Below are 18,680 nucleotides of genomic sequence, written 5' to 3'. Positions count from 1 at the left end.
CGGGCCGAGTGGCCCGCCGTTCGAGGTCCTCCCGGATCTGCTAGCGACCGGGCCCGAGAGGGCCCGGCGGCGGCAAGAGCCGCCGAGGTCGGGGGTGTGGCCGCACGACATGTGCGTGCGGCCGAGGGGGGCGCCTCTAGCCCCCCTGAGACAAACAGCTAGCAGCGTTGGAAAAGTCGCGAAGCGGACTTTTTCAGCAGTCTGCTAGTGGTCTTCCTGGATCTTCTCGCCGACCTCTTCGATCGCCTCGCCGGCGTCCTCGATCACCTCGCCGGTGGTATCGATGGCGTTGTCCACGGCCTCTCCAGCGGCATCGGTGGCATTGTCGATCGCTTCGCCGGCGGCATCGATGGCGTCGTTGGCAGCCTCGCCCATCTCGTCGACGCCTTCCTCGACCGTTTCGATGGCGTTACCGACGTCTTCCTTCACCGCATCGGCGGCACTGTCGGCCGCATCGGAGGCGTGGTCACGGGCTTCCGGGCTGCAGCCGACGAGGGCCGTCGCGGCGAAAACCAGGGCGAAAATCGTGAGCGTGCTCAAGATCTTTTTCATTGTCTCAATCTCCCTTTGGCAGGCAAGTTTCTTAACCTAATCCCCAACAAAATCAAAGGAATCGGCGTTCGATTGGCGTGTGCGGGAACGCCGTGGTCGCATCTTCATACGTGTAGCGGACCAACGAAGGCGGGGAGTATACCACCCGGTTGTGAAGCCCCCCGGGGTGGCCTACTGGTTCTCCTCTTCCTCTTCCCGGCGGTAGGCGTTCAACCGGTTGTAGAGCGTCTTGAGGCTGACTCCCAGGACATCCGCGGTCTTGCGCTTGTTGCCGTCGAAGTAATCGAGGGTGGCCAGGATCAGCTCACGCTCGACGTCCGCGATCGAGGACCCGAGGCGGAAGTGGAGGGAGCGTCCGGAGTGAGCCCGGCCACCGATTTCTTCCGGCAGGCAGCGGGGGTCGATCTCGGCGTGGTCGGAGAGGATGTGGGCTCGATGCACGACGTTCTCGAGCTCGCGGACGTTCCCGGGCCACTCGTGACCCTCGAGGACGGCGATCGATTCGGCGCTGAAGTATTTCTCGCTGCCGGTTTGACGATTGAGACGGGCCAGGAAGAGCTCCGCCAGCAAGGAAATGTCCTCACCGCGCTCGCGCAGCGGCGGCATGTGGATCGGGAACACCGACAGGCGATAGCTCAGGTCCTGCCGCAGGTGTCCCGACTCGACGGCTCCTTTGGGCGTTTGCGAGGTGGTGGCGATGACTCGCGTGTCGACCTCGACCGGCTGGTCGCCTCCGATGCGGAGCAAAGTGCCGGTTTCGAGAACGCGCAGCAGCTTCGACTGCAGCTCGATCGGCATTTCGGTGATTTCGTCGAGCAGCAGGGTGCCCCCATCGGCGCGCTCGAAGTGGCCTTTGTGCAGTCGGCTGGCGCTGGGAAAGCCGCCCACCTCGTGGCCGAAGAGCTCGCTCTCGATGAGCGCCGGCGAGAGGGCGCCGCAGGACAGCGGCAGGAAGGTGCCGCCGGCCCGCTGGCTGAGCAGGTGGATGGTCTGAGCGGCGAGGTCCTTGCCGGTTCCGCTGTCGCCAGTGAGGAAGACGATGGCCCTGGTCGGTGCCACCCGCGCAATCTTCTCGAAGACGCTGCGCATCGGAGCGGAGCAGCCGTAGAGAAGGCCCAACCGGTTCTCCTCGACCGGTTCGGGGGGCGACGCGGCAAGGGCTTCGGCCATGATGATGTCCTCGATCAATGAAAACGCGGTGGCGACGGCTCGACCTGCTGAGGGCAGAGCGGACGGGACACTCGGCGGACCCTCCCGGAGGTGGGTCATGGGGCTCGTGAGACGCGGGTTCGATCGCGATGTTGTGGAAGGAGTGTACCGGCTTCGATGGGCGAAAGTCGAGCTGATGGATCGCCTCCGGCTTGCTCCCGGAGGACGGGATCGGGCCAGGTGCCATGAAACACAAGGGGCCCGCCGAAGCGGGCCCCCGAAGCCTGTCGCAGGAAGGCCGATCTAGCCGTCGCGACCGGCGGGGCGCTCGAAGAGCACGGGGTCGACCTCGCCATTGACCTCGACGCTCTCCATGGTGACGGTGGCGGAGACCTTGCCGTCGAAGGCGTCGACCGACTTCCAGGGCATGGTGAGTGCGCCGGCCGAGCGGAAGTCGCTGTAGGTCTTGACGACTTCACCGGGAGCACCGCCCGGGCCGTTGCCGCGGTAGGCAGCGCCGACGATGCGACCGTTCGCGGGATCGATGTGCAGCGTCGTCACCGTGCCATCGGATTCGATCTGCACCTTCTCGACTGCCGTGCCGGCGTGCTGGTCAGCGCCCAGGGCGACCGCCTGGAAGCCGTCCGCGGTGCGCTTCTGCAGCAGGGTCAGAGTGTTGCGGGCGAGGGAGGACTTCATCTGCGCGAGCTGCGGCCCGGCGAGGTCGAGCACTCCCTGGGGGGTTTCCGAGAAACCCTTGTCGCCATTCAGCACGACGGCCATCTTGCCGACCGGCAGGATGGCCTCCTGGCGGTAGCGGTTCGGGTAGTCGAAGATCGCCTTGAAGCCGACCTCGAACTCGCCGGCCGGCGTCACCTGCACCAGGGTACCGGCGGCCTCGAGGGTCTCGACACCGTCGACGGCACTGGCACCGCCCATCGCTTCGACGGCCTTCTCGAGCAGGGCGGCGGCCTTGGCGACACCCTCCTCCGTCGCCTCGGCCTTGTCCGCCGCCGGCTCCGGAATGGTGATGTCGAGGGCGGTGACCTCACCGTAGGTCTCGAGGGGCTTGTCGCGTCCCTCCGAGGGACCCACCACGATGATCGCCATCTCGTCCGGTCGGATGTGCTTCGCCGCCGCCTCGCGGACCTGCTCGATGGTCACCTTCTCGATCGCCTGGCGATAGCGCTCGGTACGGTCCAGGGGGTAGCCGTAGTACTCGTAGATGAGCTGCTGGTTGAGGATCTTGCGCGGCGAGTCGAACTGGAAGACGTAGGAGTTGAGAATCGCCGTCTTGGCGCGTTCGACCTCCGCCTCCGTCGGCGGCTTGGCGGTCATGTTGCGCGCCTCTTCGAGCAAGGCTTCGATGCCCTCGCCGGTGGTCTCCGTCTTGGTGGTCATGAACATGAAGAAGATGCTGGCGTGGTCGTAGGCGCTGGTCACCGAGCCGGTGACCGCATAGGCCAGTCCCTTGGTCGAGCGCACGTTGTTGAACAGGCGCGACGAGAAGGAGCCCGAGAGCACGCTGTTCATCACCTCGACGGCGTAGAAGTCGGGGTCGTCCTTGCGGATACCGAGATGGCCCATCGAGATGCTCGACTGGGTCATGTCGTTCTTCTCGATGTAGTAGACCCCCGGACCCGGTCCGCGGCCCTCCGGCACGGTCGCGTCGGTGCGCTGCGGGCCGCGCGGCCAGTCACCGAAGACGGCGCGGATCTGCTCCATCACGGCGGCCGTTTCGAAGTCTCCGACCAGGCCGAGGATGATGCGCTCCGGGTGGAAATCGCGCTGGTGCCAGGCCACCAGGTCGTCGCGGCTGACGTCGGCGATGGACTGGTATGTCTCGGTGCGGGCGTAGGGCGAGTCGGCGCCATAGACGACCTTGTTGGTCTCCCGGAAGAGGATTCCCTGCGGATTGTCGTTTTGCCGCGAGATGGCGGTGTTGACCTCGTTCTTGGCCAGGTCCAGCTTGTCGGCGGCGAAGGCCGGCCGGCGCCGCACGTCGGCGAGGGCGGCGAGGACCTGCGGGAAGTCATCCTTGAGGCAGCTCATGGACACCCTGCCGAGGTCGTCGCTGATCGACGATTCGATGCTGGCGGCGATGCCCTCGAGGTACTGGTCGAGCTCGTCGCCGGTGCGCTCGCCGCTCCCGCCGGTGCGCAGCACGTCGCCGACGAGCTGCGCCAGGCCGACCTTGTCCGCCGGCTCGTGACGGCCGCCGGTGCGCACCATCGCGATGCCCTCGATCAGCGGCAGCTCGTGGTCCTCGACCAGCATGATCACCATGCCGTTGGCGAGCTCGAAGCGCTCCGGCTGGGGAATGTTGAAGTCCGGCAGGGCTGGGTACTGGAGCTGGTCTACGGTCGGGACCTCGGCCACCAGGGTGGAGGTCAACAGCAGGCAGGGTAGGGCGAGAAGCTTGGCAAGTTTCATGATCTCGTTCTCCCGTACCTAGCGGCCTGCGCCGGCTTCTTCGGTCGTCGTCTCGATGTAGGCGACGGTCCGGTTGTTGGTCTTGAAGGTCTCGTTGGCGACGCGACGGATATCCGCCGGCGTCACCGCTTCGAGGCGGTCGATGCTGCGGAACAGCTCGCGCCAGTCGCCGAACAGGGCCTGATAGGTGGCGAGCTGGAAGGCCAGCCCTTGGTTGCTGCGCAGACCGCGAATTAGATCGCCCTTGGCGCGGGTCTTGAAACGCTCGAGCTCCTCGGCACTGACGTCTTCGGTCTTGAGGCGCTCGATCTCCTCGCGTAGCTGGCCCTGGAAGTCTTCCAGGTCGGCTTGGCGGGACGGCACCACCAGAGCGGTCCATAGATTGGGATAGCGCGATCCCGGGAAGCCGGTGAAGGTCTGCACCGTCACGGCGACCTGCTCGTCGCGGATCAGGCGACGGTGGAGACGCGAAGTGCGACCGTTCGACAGGATGTCGTCGATGGCGTCGAAGACCGGCTGGTCCGGGTGGGTGTTCTCGGGCTTGTGATAGCCCTCGAGGTAGATCGGCTGGGCCTTCTCGACCAACCGCACGGTGCGCTCACCGAGCTGCGGCGGCTCGACGGTGCGCAGCGGCGACGGCCCCTTGCGGGCCGGGATCCGTCCGAAGTAGCGCTCGAGCTGGGGAATCAGGCGTTCGGCGTCGACGTGGCCGACCACCGCCGTGATCATGTTCGAGGGCGCATAGTAGGTCTGGAAGAACTCGCCGGCGTCGGTCATGGTGAAGGCCTGCAGGTCGCTCGGATAGCCGACCACCGGCTGCTTGTAGGTGTGGGCCGAGAAGGCGGTCATCAGGAACTGCTCCACCAGCCGGCCGATGGGCTGACTCTCGGTGCGCAGGCGACGCTCCTCCTGCACCACGTCGCGCTCCTGGTAGAACTCGCGAAACACCGGATTCGAGAAGCGGTCCGACTCGAGGAGGGTGAAGAGCTCGGTGCGGTTGGCCGGCAGGGAGTAGAAGTAGCCGGTCCAGTCGGTGTTGGTGAAGGCGTTCATGCCGGTGCCGCCGGCGCGCTCGACGATCTCGTCGAAGGCGTTCTGGACGACGTACTGCTGGGCCTCCTCCTGACGCTCCTTGAAGGCTTTCTCGAGCTCTGCCAGGCGCGCCTCGTCGGCCTTGCCGGACAGGCGCTCGTCCTGCCAGGCGAGATAGGCGGCTTCGAGGGCCTCGAGGGCCTTGGCTTCGGCATCGTAGTCGGTGGTGCCGATCTCGCGGGTGCCCTTGAAGGCCATGTGCTCGAACATGTGAGCCAGCCCGGTGATGCCGGGAAGCTCTTGTGCCGAGCCCACCTTGACGATGGTCGCGAAGGAGAAGACCGGTGCCGTCGGCCGTTCGACGATCAGGAAGGTCCAGCCGTTGTCGAGGGTGTGGACGGTGGTCTTCTTTTCGAAGGAGGCGAGGTCCTGGGAGACCGCCGGCAGCGCCAGGAGCAGGGCGGCCGCCAGGACCAGGAGCCGTCGGTCGAAGAGCGACAGGGGTCGAATCATAGATACCTCGTTCAGACAGTCAATGGGCCGCGATGCGGCCGAGATGGGAAAGCTCGGCGTCGTTGCCGGCCTTCGAAGCGAGTACGACGCTTGGGTGCGAGACAAGCTGCGGTGCGGGTCGTGCCCAGGAGCCTTGCGGCCGGGGTCGCGAAAGCTCGAACGGTCATCGGAAATTTCCGGCTGGTGACCGGTCGCCGGTGCTCTCGCGGTTGTCGGACTTGCACCTCAGACTGAGACGGAAGGCTCGGAACGAGCTCTCCTCAGGACAGTACGAGCTTCAAGGAGGCTGAGTTTATCGCAGCGCCGGCGGCCGTGGACGCCTCGTCGGCGCTGCGCCGAAGGTCGCCTCAGGCCGAAACGCTCTCGCTGCGGTCGCCGGAGAGAATGCGCCAGCCAATCACCTTCTCGTCGATCTCGCGCAGGCGGTGGGCGATCAAGCGGCAGAGGAGCTGCAGGAATTCGAGGGCGGCGGGGCTGTCGTAGGACAGGATCTCCTGCACCGCCGACTGGTCGAGGGTGAGCACCGTGGCGGAGCCGCCGTGGGGGCGGGCATCGGCGGAACGGGGCTCGCCGTCGATCAGGGACATCTCGCCGAAGAACTCGCCGCGGCCGAGAATGGCCAGGCCTTCGTCGCCACCGCCGGCGATGAACTTCGAGATCATCACCTGGCCATCGAGGACGATGTGCATCTCCTGGCCTTCGTCGCCCTCGCGGAAGATGAAGGAGCCCTGGGGGTAGCTGCGTTCGCGCGAGAAGGTGGCCAGCGTCATCAGCTCGCGCCGCGACAGGCCCTGCTCGCGAAACAGCCGGATCTTGGCGTTGGGATCGACCTTGACCTGGCGCGCTCCGACCACGTCTTGGCGCCGCAGGCGCAGGAAGTTCTCGGGCAGAGCGCCGGGGTCGAAGAAGCTCTGCAACTGGCCGTTGGTGGCGCGCAGCTTGCGCGACAGACCGTGCCAGAAGGTCCAGTGGAGCTGGACGCCGAGCTCCGGATGACGCTCGATCACCAGGTCGAGGGTGTCGGCGTCAAGGCGCATCAGGGTCGCCGCGGTGACCGCGTAGGCGGTTCCGGAGCGCTCCAGGCCGGTGATGTAGCCGGCTTCGCCCAGCAGGTCGCCGGTCTGCAGCGTGCCGAGGCGGAAGGTGCCGTAAGAGGTCTCCCGCCGGATCTGGATCTCACCCTGCTCGAGCCAGAAAATGTCGCGGCCATAGCTGCCGTGGTGGAAGAGGCTGGTGCCGGCTTCGACCTCTTCGCTACGGCAGGCGGCGGAGAGCTCGAAGATTTGATCGTCGCCGAGGTGCTCGAGCATCGGAATGCGCCGCAGGCGACCGGCCAGCGCCAGGCGGCTGCCGGTGGTCGGGGGCGGAGTGGGGCGCTGCGGGGCGAGATCCTCGGCCTCGAGGCCGTGCTCTTCGAGAAAGCGCTCGCGGCGCCACTCGAGGCGGTCGAAGGCGATCTGCAGGTGGGCGCGCCGAGCCTGGAAGGCCTGCGAGAGCTGGCGGTTGTCCCACTCGAGGACCTTGCGCAGGGTTTGAATCCGTCGCCGCAGACGCTCGCTCTTCTTATCCGAGTTGCGAGGCGTCAAGAGAAAGGCCTGGATGGTGGCTTCGAGGGCCTTCTCGAGCTCGTGACAGCCATACTCGGCCCGTCCCAGCAGCTCGGCGGCGTCGCCGTCGAAAGGGTCGAGGCGCAGGCTGTGGCCCAGCTCTTCGGCGGCGACGGCGAAGTCGCGGCCCTCGAAGAGCAAGCGGCCGTGCAGTTTGTGCAGCCCCGGGCTGGCGAGATCCCGGGCGCGGGCCACCTCGAGGCATTGCTCGGCGCGCTGCCGTTGATTGTTCTCGAGATAGATCTCGGCCAGGCCGCGAAACTGGGCGGCGTCGATGGCGTGGCGCCGCAGTTGCTCGCGTAGCTGCTCCCGGAGGCTCGGCGGTCGCCCCTTGGGATCGGCCTGACGCTGGCTGCGTCGAACCTCGGCGAGGGCGACCTTGGCGCCGACATGGGTGGGGTCGAGGCGCAGGACGACGCGCAGCAGCTCGCCGGCCTCTTCCGGCAGATCGTCTCGGCGCAGCGAGGCCGCGAGGTTGAGGAGCTGGTCGATCTCGGGGCGATGATCCATGACGATTCGGGGTGGATCGGAAAGCGTCGCGGCCTGATCGCGGCGATGCCGATCGCAGCCATAGATCGTACCAGGACACGGGTCGGCGAGCTCCGCGAGGGTTACCGCGGCGGAGCTCGCGGAACTCCGCCGGGCGAGCGTTGGGCGCGACTTCCGGCGGCGAACCGGAGTCGCCGCCCGGCGCTGCCGGCATCCAGTCCATGGCCTGCTGGTGCGCGGCGCTGAGCGAGTCATGTTGCCTCGGCTATAAGCCGTGGCCTAAAATCACCGGCGGTGGAACCTCATCGAGAAGGCCGTGCCAATGTGCTAGAAGACTCCGTGCTGCAAGAGGAGCTCGAGGCCGGACTGCATCTCTGCCGCCTTGAAGAGTGGGAGCGCGGCCTCGAGGTGCTGGCCGCCCTGGCCGAAAAGCACGAAGGCCTGCCGGGTGTTTTCTACTCCTACCTCGGCTACGGCATGGCGCTGCAGGAAAACCGCATTCACGAGGGCCGGCGTCTCTGCCGACACGCCATCAAGGTCGAGTTCTACCGTGCCGAGAACTACTACAACCTCGCCCGCACGGAGATGCTGGTGCACAACCGTCGCGCCGCCTGGCGGGCTCTCGAAAAGGGCTTGGCGGTCGAGGCCGAAAACCCGCGCCTGCTCGCCCTGCAGCGCGAAATGGGCCAACGCCGGCCGCCGGTGCTCGGCTTCTTGCCGCGCTCGAATCCCTTCAATCGCGCCCTCGGCTTCGTCCGGCATCTCTTTTCCTAAGGGGGGCTAAAGGCGCCCCCCTCGAGCCTGCGCGGCCCGGCGACGCACATGTCGTTCGCTCTCACCCCCGACCTCGGCGGCTCTCGCCGCCGCCTCGCGCTTCCTGCGCTCGGTCACGAGGTGCTGAGTAGCACCTCGCGTCTTGCAACAAGGGGCTGACGTGTTGAGTCAGGGCGAGAGGCTCACTCTCGACAATCTCGTCTAAGGGCCACCATCCAGAGCAGCGGTGTGCTACCCAGCACACCGCTCCCGAGGGCGAAGCCCGGGGCGGCGGCGGAAGCCGCCGAGGATGGGGGTGAGCCCGCACGACATGTGCGTGCGGGTGAGGGGGCGCCTTTAGCCCCCCCGAAAAGAAACCGCAAGAGGAGCCGGAGCGGATCGCTCCGGCTCCTCTTGTCACAGGACGGTCACGGCCACGTCGCCAACCCGTTGTCCCCTCTGAGTACTTTTTCAGTGCCCGGGCCGCTCGTCGGTTCGGCTGCTCTCTGAGTCCGCCCTCGCCTGTTCCGGCGGGCCTTGTGCAGATCCGCAATGCTGAAACTTCTGGAACCCCAGATTCGGAGGAATGCCCTGATGAAGAAGATGTTCGTCCTGCTCACCTTGGTCGCCTTCTGGACGGCCCCGGCGGCGCTCGCTCAGCGCGACCAGATCAAGATCGTCGGCTCGTCGACGGTTTACCCCTTCGCGACCAAGGTGGCCGAGCAGTTCGGCCGCAAGTCGACCTTCAAGACGCCGGTGGTCGAGAGCACCGGCTCCGGCGGTGGTCTCAAGCTCTTCTGCTCGGGTGTCGGCGTCGAGCACCCGGACATCACCAATGCCTCGCGTGCGATCAAGGCCTCCGAGGTCGAGCTCTGCAAGGGCAACGGCGTGACCGACATCACCGAGATCAAGATCGGTTACGACGGCATCGTGGTGGCCAACTCGAAGAAGGGTGCCAAGCTCGACCTGACTCGCAAGCAGATCTTCCTCGCCCTGGCGAAGGAGGTCCCGGCCGGGGACGGCAAGCTGAAGGCCAATCCCTACAAGAAGTGGAGCGATGTCGACCCGTCGCTGCCGAACGTCAAGATCGAGGTCCTCGGCCCGCCGCCGACCTCCGGCACCCGCGACGCCTTCGCCGAGCTGGCGATGGAGGGCGGCTGCAAGAAGTTCGACTGGATCAAGGCCCTCAAGAAGCAGGACAAGAACCGCTACAAGGCCATCTGCCACGGCGTCCGTGAGGACGGCGCCTACGTCGAGGCCGGCGAGAACGACAACCTGATCGTGCAGAAGCTCGAGGCCAACCCCAACGCCCTCGGCGTCTTCGGCTTCAGCTTCCTCGACCAGAACCGCGACAAAATCCAGGGCAGCAAGGTCGATGGCGTGGTTCCCACCTTCGACAACATCTCCGACCAGTCCTACCCGGTGTCGCGTCCGCTCTTTTTCTATGTCAAGAACGCTCACGCCGATGTCATCCCCGGCATCCGTGACTTCGTCAAGGAGTTCACCAGCTCCGGCGCCATGGGCGACGAGGGCTACCTCTCCGAGCTCGGTCTGATTCCGCTGCCGAGCGGTGAGTATGCCGGTGTCAAGCAGGCGGGTCTCACCCTGTCGAGCAACGTCGGTCGCTAAGCGATTCCTTCGGGCGAAGGGCGGTCCCTGGTGGACCGCCCTTCCCTTCGATCTCCCACCATGAAGATTCTGCTGCTCCTCGTCGCCCTGCTGGCGTTCTCGGTGGTGGCCCATCGCCTGGGCCGCAGCCGCGCTCTGGCCGGTGCTTCGAGCGTCCGGGACCTGCACTCGCTGCCCGGCTACTACGGCCTCTACGCCGCCCTCTGGTGCGCCCTGCCAGCCCTGCTGTTGGTCCTCTGCTGGATCTCCCTGGAGCCGGCGGTGGTCGAGCGCATGACCATCGAGGCCCTGCCCGAGGAGAGTCGCGAGCTCGACGACGCGCGCCTCGGGCTGCTGGTCAACGACATCAAAAATCTCGCCTCCGGCAACATCGTCAGCCGCGAGGTCGATCCCGCCCTGCAGGCGGCGGCGGATCACTACAGCCGGCTGCGTCGCACCGCCTTCATGGCCCTGGTGTCGATCGTCGCCCTGCTGGCCTGCGGTGGCTTCTTCTGGGCGTTCCGGCGCATCTCGCCCCGCCTGGCGGCGATCCATCGCGTCGAAAGGGTGGTCCGTGGCCTGTTGATGCTGGGCTCGGCGATCGCCATCCTGACCACCGTCGGCATCGTCCTGTCGCTGCTCTTCGAGTCGATCCGTTTCTTCCAGCGGGTGCCGATGAGCGAGTTCCTGTTCGGCCTCGAATGGAGCCCGCAGACCGCATTGCGCGCCGACCAGGTTGGTGCCAGCGGCGCCTTCGGTGCCATTCCGCTGCTCACCGGCACCCTTCTGGTGAGCGCCCTGGCGATGAGCGTGGCGGCCCCCGTCGGGCTGCTGTCGGCGATCTACATGGCCGAGTACGCCAGCGATCGCGCCCGCAAGGTGCTCAAGCCGGTGCTCGAGATCCTCGCCGGCGTGCCCACCGTGGTCTACGGCTTCTTCGCCGCCCTGACGGTGGCGCCGGCGATTCGGCGCTTCGGCGAGTCGATGGGGCTCGATGTCGCCTCGGAGAGCGCTCTCGCCGCCGGCGCGGTGATGGGCGTGATGATCATTCCCTTCGTCTCATCCCTTTCGGACGACGTCATCACGGCCGTTCCTCGCGGCCTGCGCGAGGCCTCTTACGGCCTCGGCGCTACCCAGAACGAGACCATTCGCCGAGTGGTCTTCCCGGCCGCCCTGCCGGGCATCGTCGGCGGCCTGCTGCTGGCCGTGTCGCGCGCCATCGGCGAGACCATGATCGTGGTGATGGCCGCCGGTCTGGCCGCCAACCTGACGATCAATCCTCTCGAGGCGGTGACCACCGTGACGGTTCAGATCGTCACCCTGTTGGTCGGCGATCAGGAGTTCGAGAGCGCCAAGACTCTCTCCGCCTTCGCCCTCGGCCTGCTGCTCTTCATCGTCACGCTGGTGCTCAACGTCATCGCCCTGCGGGTGGTGCGCAAATATCGGGAGCAATATGACTGAGCCGAGCGCCACCCTGCGCCATCCCCTGCTGCAGACGGACGCCATCGCGGCGCGGATGAAGAAGCGCTATGCGGCCGAGAAGCGCTTTCGGCTGCTCTGCATGCTCGCCATCGCCGCGGCGGTGCTCTTCCTGATCCTGCTCTTCGGCGACATCCTGCGCAAGGGCTACACCGCCTTCCTGCAAACGGAGGTGCGTTTCGACGATCTCTACTTCGATCCGACGCTCCTCGATCCTCTCGGCACCGGCAGCGAGGAGAGCCTGCGGGCGGGAGAGTACGTCGCTCTCTGGCGCCAGCCGATCAAGGCCCAGTTCCAGCCCGAAGGGCGCCAGGCCCGCCGCCAGCTCTATGGCCTGGTGAGCGGCGGTGCCGAGTTCGAGCTGCGCGATCGGGTGCTGGCCGACCCCTCCCTGGTCGGCCAGCAAATGTCCGTCTGGCTGCCGGCTTCGGACGACGTCGACATGCTGCTCAAGGGGCACATCTCGCGTGACCTGCCGGAGGACGAGCGCACGGTCACGGACCAGCAGATCGCCTGGATCGATCAGCTCGCGAGCGAGGGGCGCATCGTGCGCCGCTTCAACACTCGCTTCTTCACCAGTGGCGACTCGCGGGATCCCGAGATGGCGGGCATTCTCGGCGCTGTCATCGGCTCCGGCCTGACCCTGATGGTGACCCTCGTGCTGTCCTTCCCGATCGGCGTGGCGGCGGCCATCTATCTCGAGGAGCTGGCGCCCAAGAACCGCTGGACGGATCTCATCGAGGTCAACATCAACAACCTGGCGGCGGTGCCCTCGATCGTCTTCGGTCTGCTCGGATTGGCGGTCTTCCTCAACTTCTTCGGCCTGCCGCGCTCGGCGCCGCTGGTCGGCGGCATGGTGCTGTCGCTGATGACCCTGCCGACGATCATCATCGCGGCGCGCACGGCGATCAAGGCGGTGCCGCCGTCGATCCGCGAGGCCGCCTACGGCCTCGGCGCGAGTCGCCTGCAGGTCATCCAGCACCATGTGCTGCCGCTCGCCCTGCCGGGGATTCTCACCGGCACCATCATCGGCATGGCGCAGGCCCTCGGCGAGACCGCGCCGCTGCTGATGATCGGCATGGTGGCCTTCATCGCCGACCTGCCGTCCGGCCCCTTCGACCCGGCGACGGTGCTGCCGGTGCAGATCTTCCTGTGGTCGGACATCCCCGAGCGCGCCTTCGTCGAGCGCACCTCGGCGGCGATCCTGGTGCTCCTCGGCTTCCTGATCTCGATGAATGCCTTCGCCGTCTGGCTGCGCCGCCGCACCGAGCGCCGCTGGTAGGGCTCTCCCTTGGCGAGGCCTAGGGCGAAACGATGTCGATGGCCTTTGCGCATTCGGTGTCCGCGCCCGACCGGTTGCGAGAGACAAAGGTTCGTAGGATGAGGTTGTTCGACGTCTTGCACGGGGCGCACTTGATGTTGGTGCTCGGCAGGATGCAGACCGACGCGCGATCCGGCTCGAAGTTCTCGTCCTCGAGGATGTGACGACTCGTCAGCCGTCGGGCGACGTCGGCGATGAGTCGACGTTCACCGCTGATGAAGTGGTTCGAGCAGCGGAAGTCCAAGTCGAGGTAGCGGCCCCGGAGCACCGGACCCGATCGCTTTTGAACGACACAGCTCTCGGCGATGTGAGAGGCGGCGTCCGAGGGCTGACCCAGGACGCGGACCTTGACGTGCGTCGCCACTCCGGCGAGGCCGGACCGGGTGACACAGTCGTAGTGGTGCCGGTGGGAGATTCCATTGAAGACGGGCTCTAGACCGGCGTCTTCGAAGTCGTTCCGGACGACGCCGGTGAGGGCTCCCGTGCCGGGTGACAGGTGTCTCACCCTGGCGCTCGGCTGATCGACGATCCAGCGTCCGAAGACCATCGTGTCGACCGAGCGCATCCTGCCGGGACAATAGAAATTGAAGTGGACTTGGGAGGTTCGGGAGGGACTGGCGCCGTGGTCCTTCTCGACAAAGACGCATTCTGCCCGGGACGACGTATCCGTCCAGGTCCAGTCGCCTGCCGAACCACTCGGACAGAATTCAGGCGGTGCCGCGAGCAAGGGACTCGTCAGGGCAACCGCAAGAAAAATCGCCGGCCAAGAAGTCTTCATCGATCGGTCTCCCGTGAACATCGCTAGATGACTTCACAGGCGCCCGTCGTTCTCTAGTCGTTACTCCTCTTGCCCTGCCGACGCCGAGGCGCGGGAGCGACGGCGCTGGGAGGGCCGGCTCCAGGAACCGGGGGACCGAAGCGACCGAGGCCCGACGAACGGAGGGCTGGCGAGCCGAAGGCTCGTCCCGGGGGTGCCCGGCTGAGGGGCGCCCGGCCAGGGGTGAGGCCGCGCGACATGTGCGTGCGGCGGGGCCGCCCGGGCGGGGCTGCCCAGGCCGAGGGGAGCTCGAAAAGCCCCCCTAACCGAACCTTCCGGTGATGTAGTCCTCGGTCTGCTGCTTCATAGGCTTGACGAACAGCTTGTCCGTGGGGCCGTACTCGATCAGGTCGCCGAGGTAGAGAAAGGCGGTGTAGTCGGAGACTCGCGAGGCCTGCTGCATGTTGTGGGTCACGATCACCTGGGTGTAGTCGTTCTTGAGCTCCTGCATGAGCTCCTCGACCTTGGCCGTGGCGATCGGGTCGAGGGCCGAGCAGGGCTCGTCGAGGAGGATGACCTCGGGCTCGACGGCGATCGCGCGGGCGATGCACAGGCGCTGCTGCTGGCCGCCGGAAAGACCCAGGGCGCTGTCCTCGAGGCGGTCCTTGACCTCGTCCCAGAGGGCGGCGCCGCGCAGGCTCTTTTCGACGATGTCGTCGAGCTCGGACTTCTTCGAGATGCCCTGCAGCTTGCAGCCGTAAGCGACGTTTTCCCAAATCGACTTGGGGAACGGGTTCGACTTCTGGAACACCATGCCGATGCGCTTGCGCAGCAGGTAGACATCGATATCCGGTGAATAGAGGTCGACGCCCTCGAACAGCACCTGGCCCTCAATGCGGGCGATGTCCACCAGGTCGTTGAGGCGGTTGAGGCAGCGCAGCAGGGTCGACTTGCCACAGCCGGAGGGGCCGATGAAAGCAGTGATCTGCTTTTCCGGGATCTGCAGGGAAATCTCGTGGAGGGCCTGTTTGTCGCCGTAGTGGAGGGAGAGGTCCCGGACGTCGAAGATCGGGCTCTCGATGTCGGGGCGAGTAGCCGACTGCTGCTCGTCCTCGACCAGTGGGGGAACGCTGGGGGTCTCGGCGTTGCCGTCGGAGATGATTTGCTGCATGGCCATGGGACCTCTCTTATCCGACCGTCTCGGTCGTGTCTCTTATCCGACCGTCTCGGTCGTGTCTCTTATCCGACCGTCCCGGTCGTGTCTCTTATCCGACCGTCCCGGTCGAGGACTTGGCGAGGGAATGGCGCACGTCGCGACCCTCGACGTAGTAGATGACGTTTTCGGCGATGTTGGTGGCGTGATCGGCGATGCGCTCGAGATTGCGCGCGATCAGCAGCAGATGGAGGCAGCGGCTGACCGTCTTCGGATCCTCGATCATGAAGGTCAGCAACTCGCGGAAGAGCTGCCGGTAAACGGCGTCGATGGCGTCGTCGTCCTGGCACACCTTGACCGCCAGCTCGGTGTTGCGGGTGCTGAAGGCGTCGAGGCTCTCGCGGATCATGCGCTGGGTCATCTCGGACATGCGCGGCAGATCGATGTAGGGCTTCAAGGGAGGCTCTTCGTTGAGGCGGCGCGCCGACTGGACGATGTTCACCGCCGAGTCGCCGACCCGCTCGAGATCGTTGGTGATCTTGATCACCGCCACCAGAAAGCGCAGGTCGACGGCGGTCGGCTGATTGCGCGCCATGGTCGCAAGGCAGGCCTCGTCGAGGTCCATTTCGATCTGATCGACTTCCTGGTCGGTCGTGATGACGTCGGCGATGAGCGCCTCGTCGCGTTCGACCAAAGCCCGGTTGGCCTTGTCGATCATCTGCTCGATGAGACCACCCATGCGGAGGAGGTTCTGGCGGATTTCTTCGAGTTGTTGGTCTAGGTGGCGCTCCATGGTCGCCGTTCCTCCGCCGCTCTCGCGGCCGAAATCATTGACTCAAGAAAATCGAGAGTCCGCCTGGCCTGGTCAGCCCGTCGCGACATCGAGCATTGGTGGACTTCCGCTGGCTGGCGTCTCGGAGGGTTGAGAAGGCCAGGCAGGACTCTCCTTGGGAATCACGATCCGCTGCTTAGGGAGACGGGAAAAGCAGCCCGTCTCGGGCTAGCCCGACTTCTTCACCGGCAGACTTGGTGAGAAGGCCGGGCTAGAGGACCGACTGACTCTAGGTTTCTGAGTCGGTTCCTTTGGCGACGCGGGTGTGACGAAGCTGCGACAGCCTGGGAGGCGTCGCCACGCGCCGCTGCGGGAATCAGATTCAGCTGTCTCGCGGTACCGGGCGAAAGTCGAAGATCTCGAGGGCGCGGAGGACATCCTGGCGGGTGGTTTTCTCGAACTGCGGGTCGAGGTCGCGCCAGAGCTGCTCCCAGGAGCGGCAGGAATCTTGGTCGCGGCGGCTCTCGGTCTCGCCGCAGAGGTAGGGCCAGCGCTCCGGATCACCGCCGACGCCGCGGCGCTCGTCCACCTGGCTGCCTTGCTGGAAGCTCCAGGAGAGGGGTTTGCCGGAGGTCAAGGCGTTCTCCCGGAAGGTCACCTCGATGCTGGCTGGAATGCCCGGCTGCAGATTGAAGAGCAGCGGTTGGGGAGCGAACCGGGCGCGGTGGCGGCGCTCTCCATCGTCGCCGTCGTGACGTTCGAGGGCGACCCTCAAGAGGTGGCGGCCGGGAGCCAAACGCTGGCGAAACCGGAGGGGCTCGCGACCCGACAGCAGGGTCGATAGGGGGACGTAGGACAGGGGCTTGCCGTCGAGATAGATGTAGAGATTCCAAGTGTCCGTGTCGTCGCCCGTATCGAGGCGGTAGGACAGTTGAAATTCGACTTCCGGGTGCTCCCCGTCGCGATCGTCGGAAGGCTCGGTCGGGCTCGCCGGTGCCGGGGTCGCCGTTGGGGTCGGTGTCTCGACGGCGGAGGGTCGTGGGGCCGGCTTCGATTCAGTGCCGCCGGCCTCGTCGTCGGACGCCGTGGTGGTCGCCGCCAGGAGGGCGCCGAGAAGATCGTCCGATGCGCCGGCTGCTTTGAGGGCGAGGAGCTGGTCCGCCGTCGGCCGCGGCAGCGGCTCCTCGCGGCCGTCGAGCCAGGCGAGGATGACCGACTCCGAGAGATCGCCTTCGAGGAGCCGCAGAACCTCGTCGTAGGGGGACGGCGACTGGGCGTGAAGCTGGACGGCTGCGAGGAAGGACAGAGTCAGCAGCCAAAGGGCTGAACGCAAGGGTTTTCTCGGGCGCATGGGGAATCCTCCAGGAAGGGCGAACCAGTCGAGGGCCGACTCTATCGACGAAAAAGGCCGGCGGCCAGGTCGTCCGGGGACGCCCCCACCGCCGGCCTTCGATTCCTGCTGCTACTGAATGAGTCGCCGAGAATGCCGGTCGGCGGCCCACCGAAACCAGGTGCCGAGCCGGGGCCCGGCGTGAACCGTCCGACTAGAAGTCCAACGACCAGCGCAGGAGGATGAAATCCGCCTCGCCGACGGTGTCGACGTCGGCATGGACGTAGTTGATCATCATGCGAGTCGCCGGGTTGAGGTACCAGTTGAGGGCCAGGCTGTAGTTGTCGATCTCACCGCCCGTGACGGCGCCATCGTTGAGGTCGAGGGAGGAGATGCGAGCCGCGATCTCCCAGGCCCCCACGCCGCTGTCCTTGCCGAAGATGTTCTTCGGCTTCTGCCGGTCGAAGGCGCCGCCGGAAGGCTTGAAGCGGCGGTGCTCGCCGGTCAGGTAATAGCCCGCCTGGACGTAGTAGCCGTCGAAGGTCGGATCTCCGACCGCCGGGGCGTCGGCGTCGGCCTGCATGTACTCGCCGGAGAACCAGAAAGGACCGAAGACGCCGGCCAGCTCGCCACCGAGAAGGGTGGCGCCGTCGGCGGCGAAGTTGCCGGTGTTGACGAAACGATCCGAGAGGTGAGCCTCCGGCCGGGAGCGAAAACGCAGCGTCGATTCGGTGTCTTTGACCGTCGCCGCGACGCCCAGGTGCAGCATCCGGGCGCCTTTGTCCTGGTAGAAGGGACGGAAGCCGATTCGGCCGGTGACGTTGACGCGATCCTCGTCGGTGCTGTCACCGAATGAGTCGGCATCGTAGAAGGCGCCGACTCCCCAGTTCAGCGTGTCCCCTTGGCTGCCATGGAGGCGAACGCCGGAGTTTCGGCCCGGCGAGAAGGCCTCGACCGGCAGCGCGCGCTCGAGGAACGCGATGTACTTCGAGCTGGTGAGCGCCTGGAGGCTGAAGGGCTCGAACTGATGTCCGAAGCGGATGCTTCCCCACTCGTTCTTGATTCCGATATAGAGGTCTCTGATGTTCGCGTCGCCGCCGGCGAAGTCGTACTGGGCCTTGAACTCGACGCGCTCGTAGATGGTGCCCGAGAAGAATAGCCGGGCGCGGCGGAACTCGAAGCCATCCTCGACGCTCGACGACACCTCGTCGGCATCTGCAAAGCTGTAGTCGGCCATGATCCGGCCACCGAACTTCAGCTTGTGCCCCTTCTCACTGTTCTCGATCTTGTGGCCGTTGCTCCACTTCGAGACCCAGTCATCGGCCTGAGCCGGAGCGACCATCAGCAGGGTGCACAAGGCGGCTCCTGCCAAACGCGCGGAACGCATGAACATCGCCTTCATCGCTTCTCCTCCTTTGGGACCCCCGAGACCGGGGCTCCGGGAAACTGCTGAGACCCTCCCTCGAGGGCTCGTCGAAAGTTTTCGATCGGAAGTTCTCATCGCTCGATCCAATGGGCGAGAGGGTCTTCCATCGGTCCGCCGAATGAGCTCCAAAGTATTGAACCGAATGCATTTAACCGGTGCATTCCGAGCGACGTTTTTCTATCACGGGGAATGCTACGGTCAACATTACGAAGCGCGCCGGAGAGGGTTTTTTTGGGGATGTCGGCGGACATCTCCCCGCGCCGATCCGTGCTCGCCGGGACGGACCCTATGGGGGGGCCTCCGCAG

Annotated in this window: 14 protein-coding genes; 4 read left to right on the top strand and 10 right to left on the bottom strand. The window is 66.0% G+C overall.

The genetic code is table 11. From position 1 onward, the window contains the following. Positions 1 to 204: 204 nt before the first annotated feature. The 5 genes from AAF604_08400 to AAF604_08380 all read right to left on the bottom strand — a co-directional run bounded on the left by AAF604_08400 (position 205) and on the right by AAF604_08380 (position 7,796). Entirely contained in the window at positions 205 to 552 is a 348-nt protein-coding gene (locus AAF604_08400; GenBank protein MEM7049665.1) for a hypothetical protein, read from the bottom strand. A gap of 171 nt (positions 553 to 723) precedes the next feature. Beyond that, positions 724 to 1,722, bottom strand: a complete 999-nt coding sequence (locus AAF604_08395; protein ID MEM7049664.1) for a sigma-54 dependent transcriptional regulator — start codon at positions 1,720 to 1,722, stop codon at positions 724 to 726. 282 nt (positions 1,723 to 2,004) lie between these two features. Beyond that, on the bottom strand, positions 2,005 to 4,134 hold the full coding sequence (locus AAF604_08390) for a pitrilysin family protein (GenBank protein ID MEM7049663.1): 2,130 nt from the start codon (positions 4,132 to 4,134) through the stop codon (positions 2,005 to 2,007). A gap of 18 nt (positions 4,135 to 4,152) precedes the next feature. Then, positions 4,153 to 5,679 carry a pitrilysin family protein gene (locus tag AAF604_08385; GenBank protein ID MEM7049662.1) on the bottom strand — a complete coding sequence of 509 codons (1,527 nt, stop codon included), beginning with the start codon at positions 5,677 to 5,679 and terminating at the stop codon, positions 4,153 to 4,155. 347 nt (positions 5,680 to 6,026) lie between these two features. Then, positions 6,027 to 7,796, bottom strand: coding sequence for a cyclic nucleotide-binding domain-containing protein (locus tag AAF604_08380; protein ID MEM7049661.1), 1,770 nt, complete (start codon positions 7,794 to 7,796; stop codon positions 6,027 to 6,029). A 303-nt stretch (positions 7,797 to 8,099) separates the two neighbouring features. Between AAF604_08380 and AAF604_08375 the strand changes: the two genes are divergently transcribed. From AAF604_08375 to pstA, 4 genes are all read left to right on the top strand, one after another. Further along, positions 8,100 to 8,549, top strand: a complete 450-nt coding sequence (locus AAF604_08375; GenBank protein ID MEM7049660.1) for a hypothetical protein — start codon at positions 8,100 to 8,102, stop codon at positions 8,547 to 8,549. A gap of 573 nt (positions 8,550 to 9,122) precedes the next feature. Then, positions 9,123 to 10,157 carry a PstS family phosphate ABC transporter substrate-binding protein gene (locus AAF604_08370; GenBank protein MEM7049659.1) on the top strand — a complete coding sequence of 345 codons (1,035 nt, stop codon included), beginning with the start codon at positions 9,123 to 9,125 and terminating at the stop codon, positions 10,155 to 10,157. A 60-nt stretch (positions 10,158 to 10,217) separates the two neighbouring features. Further along, the gene (pstC, locus tag AAF604_08365) at positions 10,218 to 11,597 is read left to right on the top strand and encodes a phosphate ABC transporter permease subunit PstC (GenBank protein ID MEM7049658.1); all 1,380 of its coding nucleotides are present in this window, start codon (positions 10,218 to 10,220) and stop codon (positions 11,595 to 11,597) included. Next, positions 11,590 to 12,897 carry a phosphate ABC transporter permease PstA gene (gene pstA / locus AAF604_08360; protein ID MEM7049657.1) on the top strand — a complete coding sequence of 436 codons (1,308 nt, stop codon included), beginning with the start codon at positions 11,590 to 11,592 and terminating at the stop codon, positions 12,895 to 12,897. The genes pstC and pstA overlap by 8 nt, the downstream gene beginning before the upstream one ends. Before the next feature lie 19 nt (positions 12,898 to 12,916). Here the strand turns inward: pstA and AAF604_08355 are convergent, their stop codons facing one another. The 5 genes from AAF604_08355 to AAF604_08335 all read right to left on the bottom strand — a co-directional run bounded on the left by AAF604_08355 (position 12,917) and on the right by AAF604_08335 (position 18,350). Continuing rightward, the gene (locus AAF604_08355; protein ID MEM7049656.1) at positions 12,917 to 13,714 is read right to left on the bottom strand and encodes a hypothetical protein; all 798 of its coding nucleotides are present in this window, start codon (positions 13,712 to 13,714) and stop codon (positions 12,917 to 12,919) included. Positions 13,715 to 14,015: 301 nt separating this feature from the next. Beyond that, complete coding sequence (gene pstB, locus AAF604_08350) at positions 14,016 to 14,864, bottom strand: phosphate ABC transporter ATP-binding protein PstB (protein MEM7049655.1); 849 nt, start codon at positions 14,862 to 14,864, stop codon at positions 14,016 to 14,018. A 94-nt stretch (positions 14,865 to 14,958) separates the two neighbouring features. Continuing rightward, a complete protein-coding gene (gene phoU, locus AAF604_08345; GenBank protein ID MEM7049654.1) occupies positions 14,959 to 15,639 on the bottom strand; it encodes a phosphate signaling complex protein PhoU in 681 nt (226 codons plus the stop codon). 361 nt (positions 15,640 to 16,000) lie between these two features. After that, positions 16,001 to 16,969, bottom strand: coding sequence for a hypothetical protein (locus AAF604_08340; GenBank protein MEM7049653.1), 969 nt, complete (start codon positions 16,967 to 16,969; stop codon positions 16,001 to 16,003). Positions 16,970 to 17,162: 193 nt separating this feature from the next. Next, the gene (locus tag AAF604_08335; protein ID MEM7049652.1) at positions 17,163 to 18,350 is read right to left on the bottom strand and encodes a porin; all 1,188 of its coding nucleotides are present in this window, start codon (positions 18,348 to 18,350) and stop codon (positions 17,163 to 17,165) included. Positions 18,351 to 18,680 lie beyond the last annotated feature (330 nt).

Source organism: Acidobacteriota bacterium, from assembly GCA_039028635.1.
GTDB lineage: Bacteria > Acidobacteriota > Thermoanaerobaculia > Multivoradales > JBCCEF01 > JBCCEF01.
This window is presented reverse-complemented; position numbering and strand designations above follow the sequence as displayed.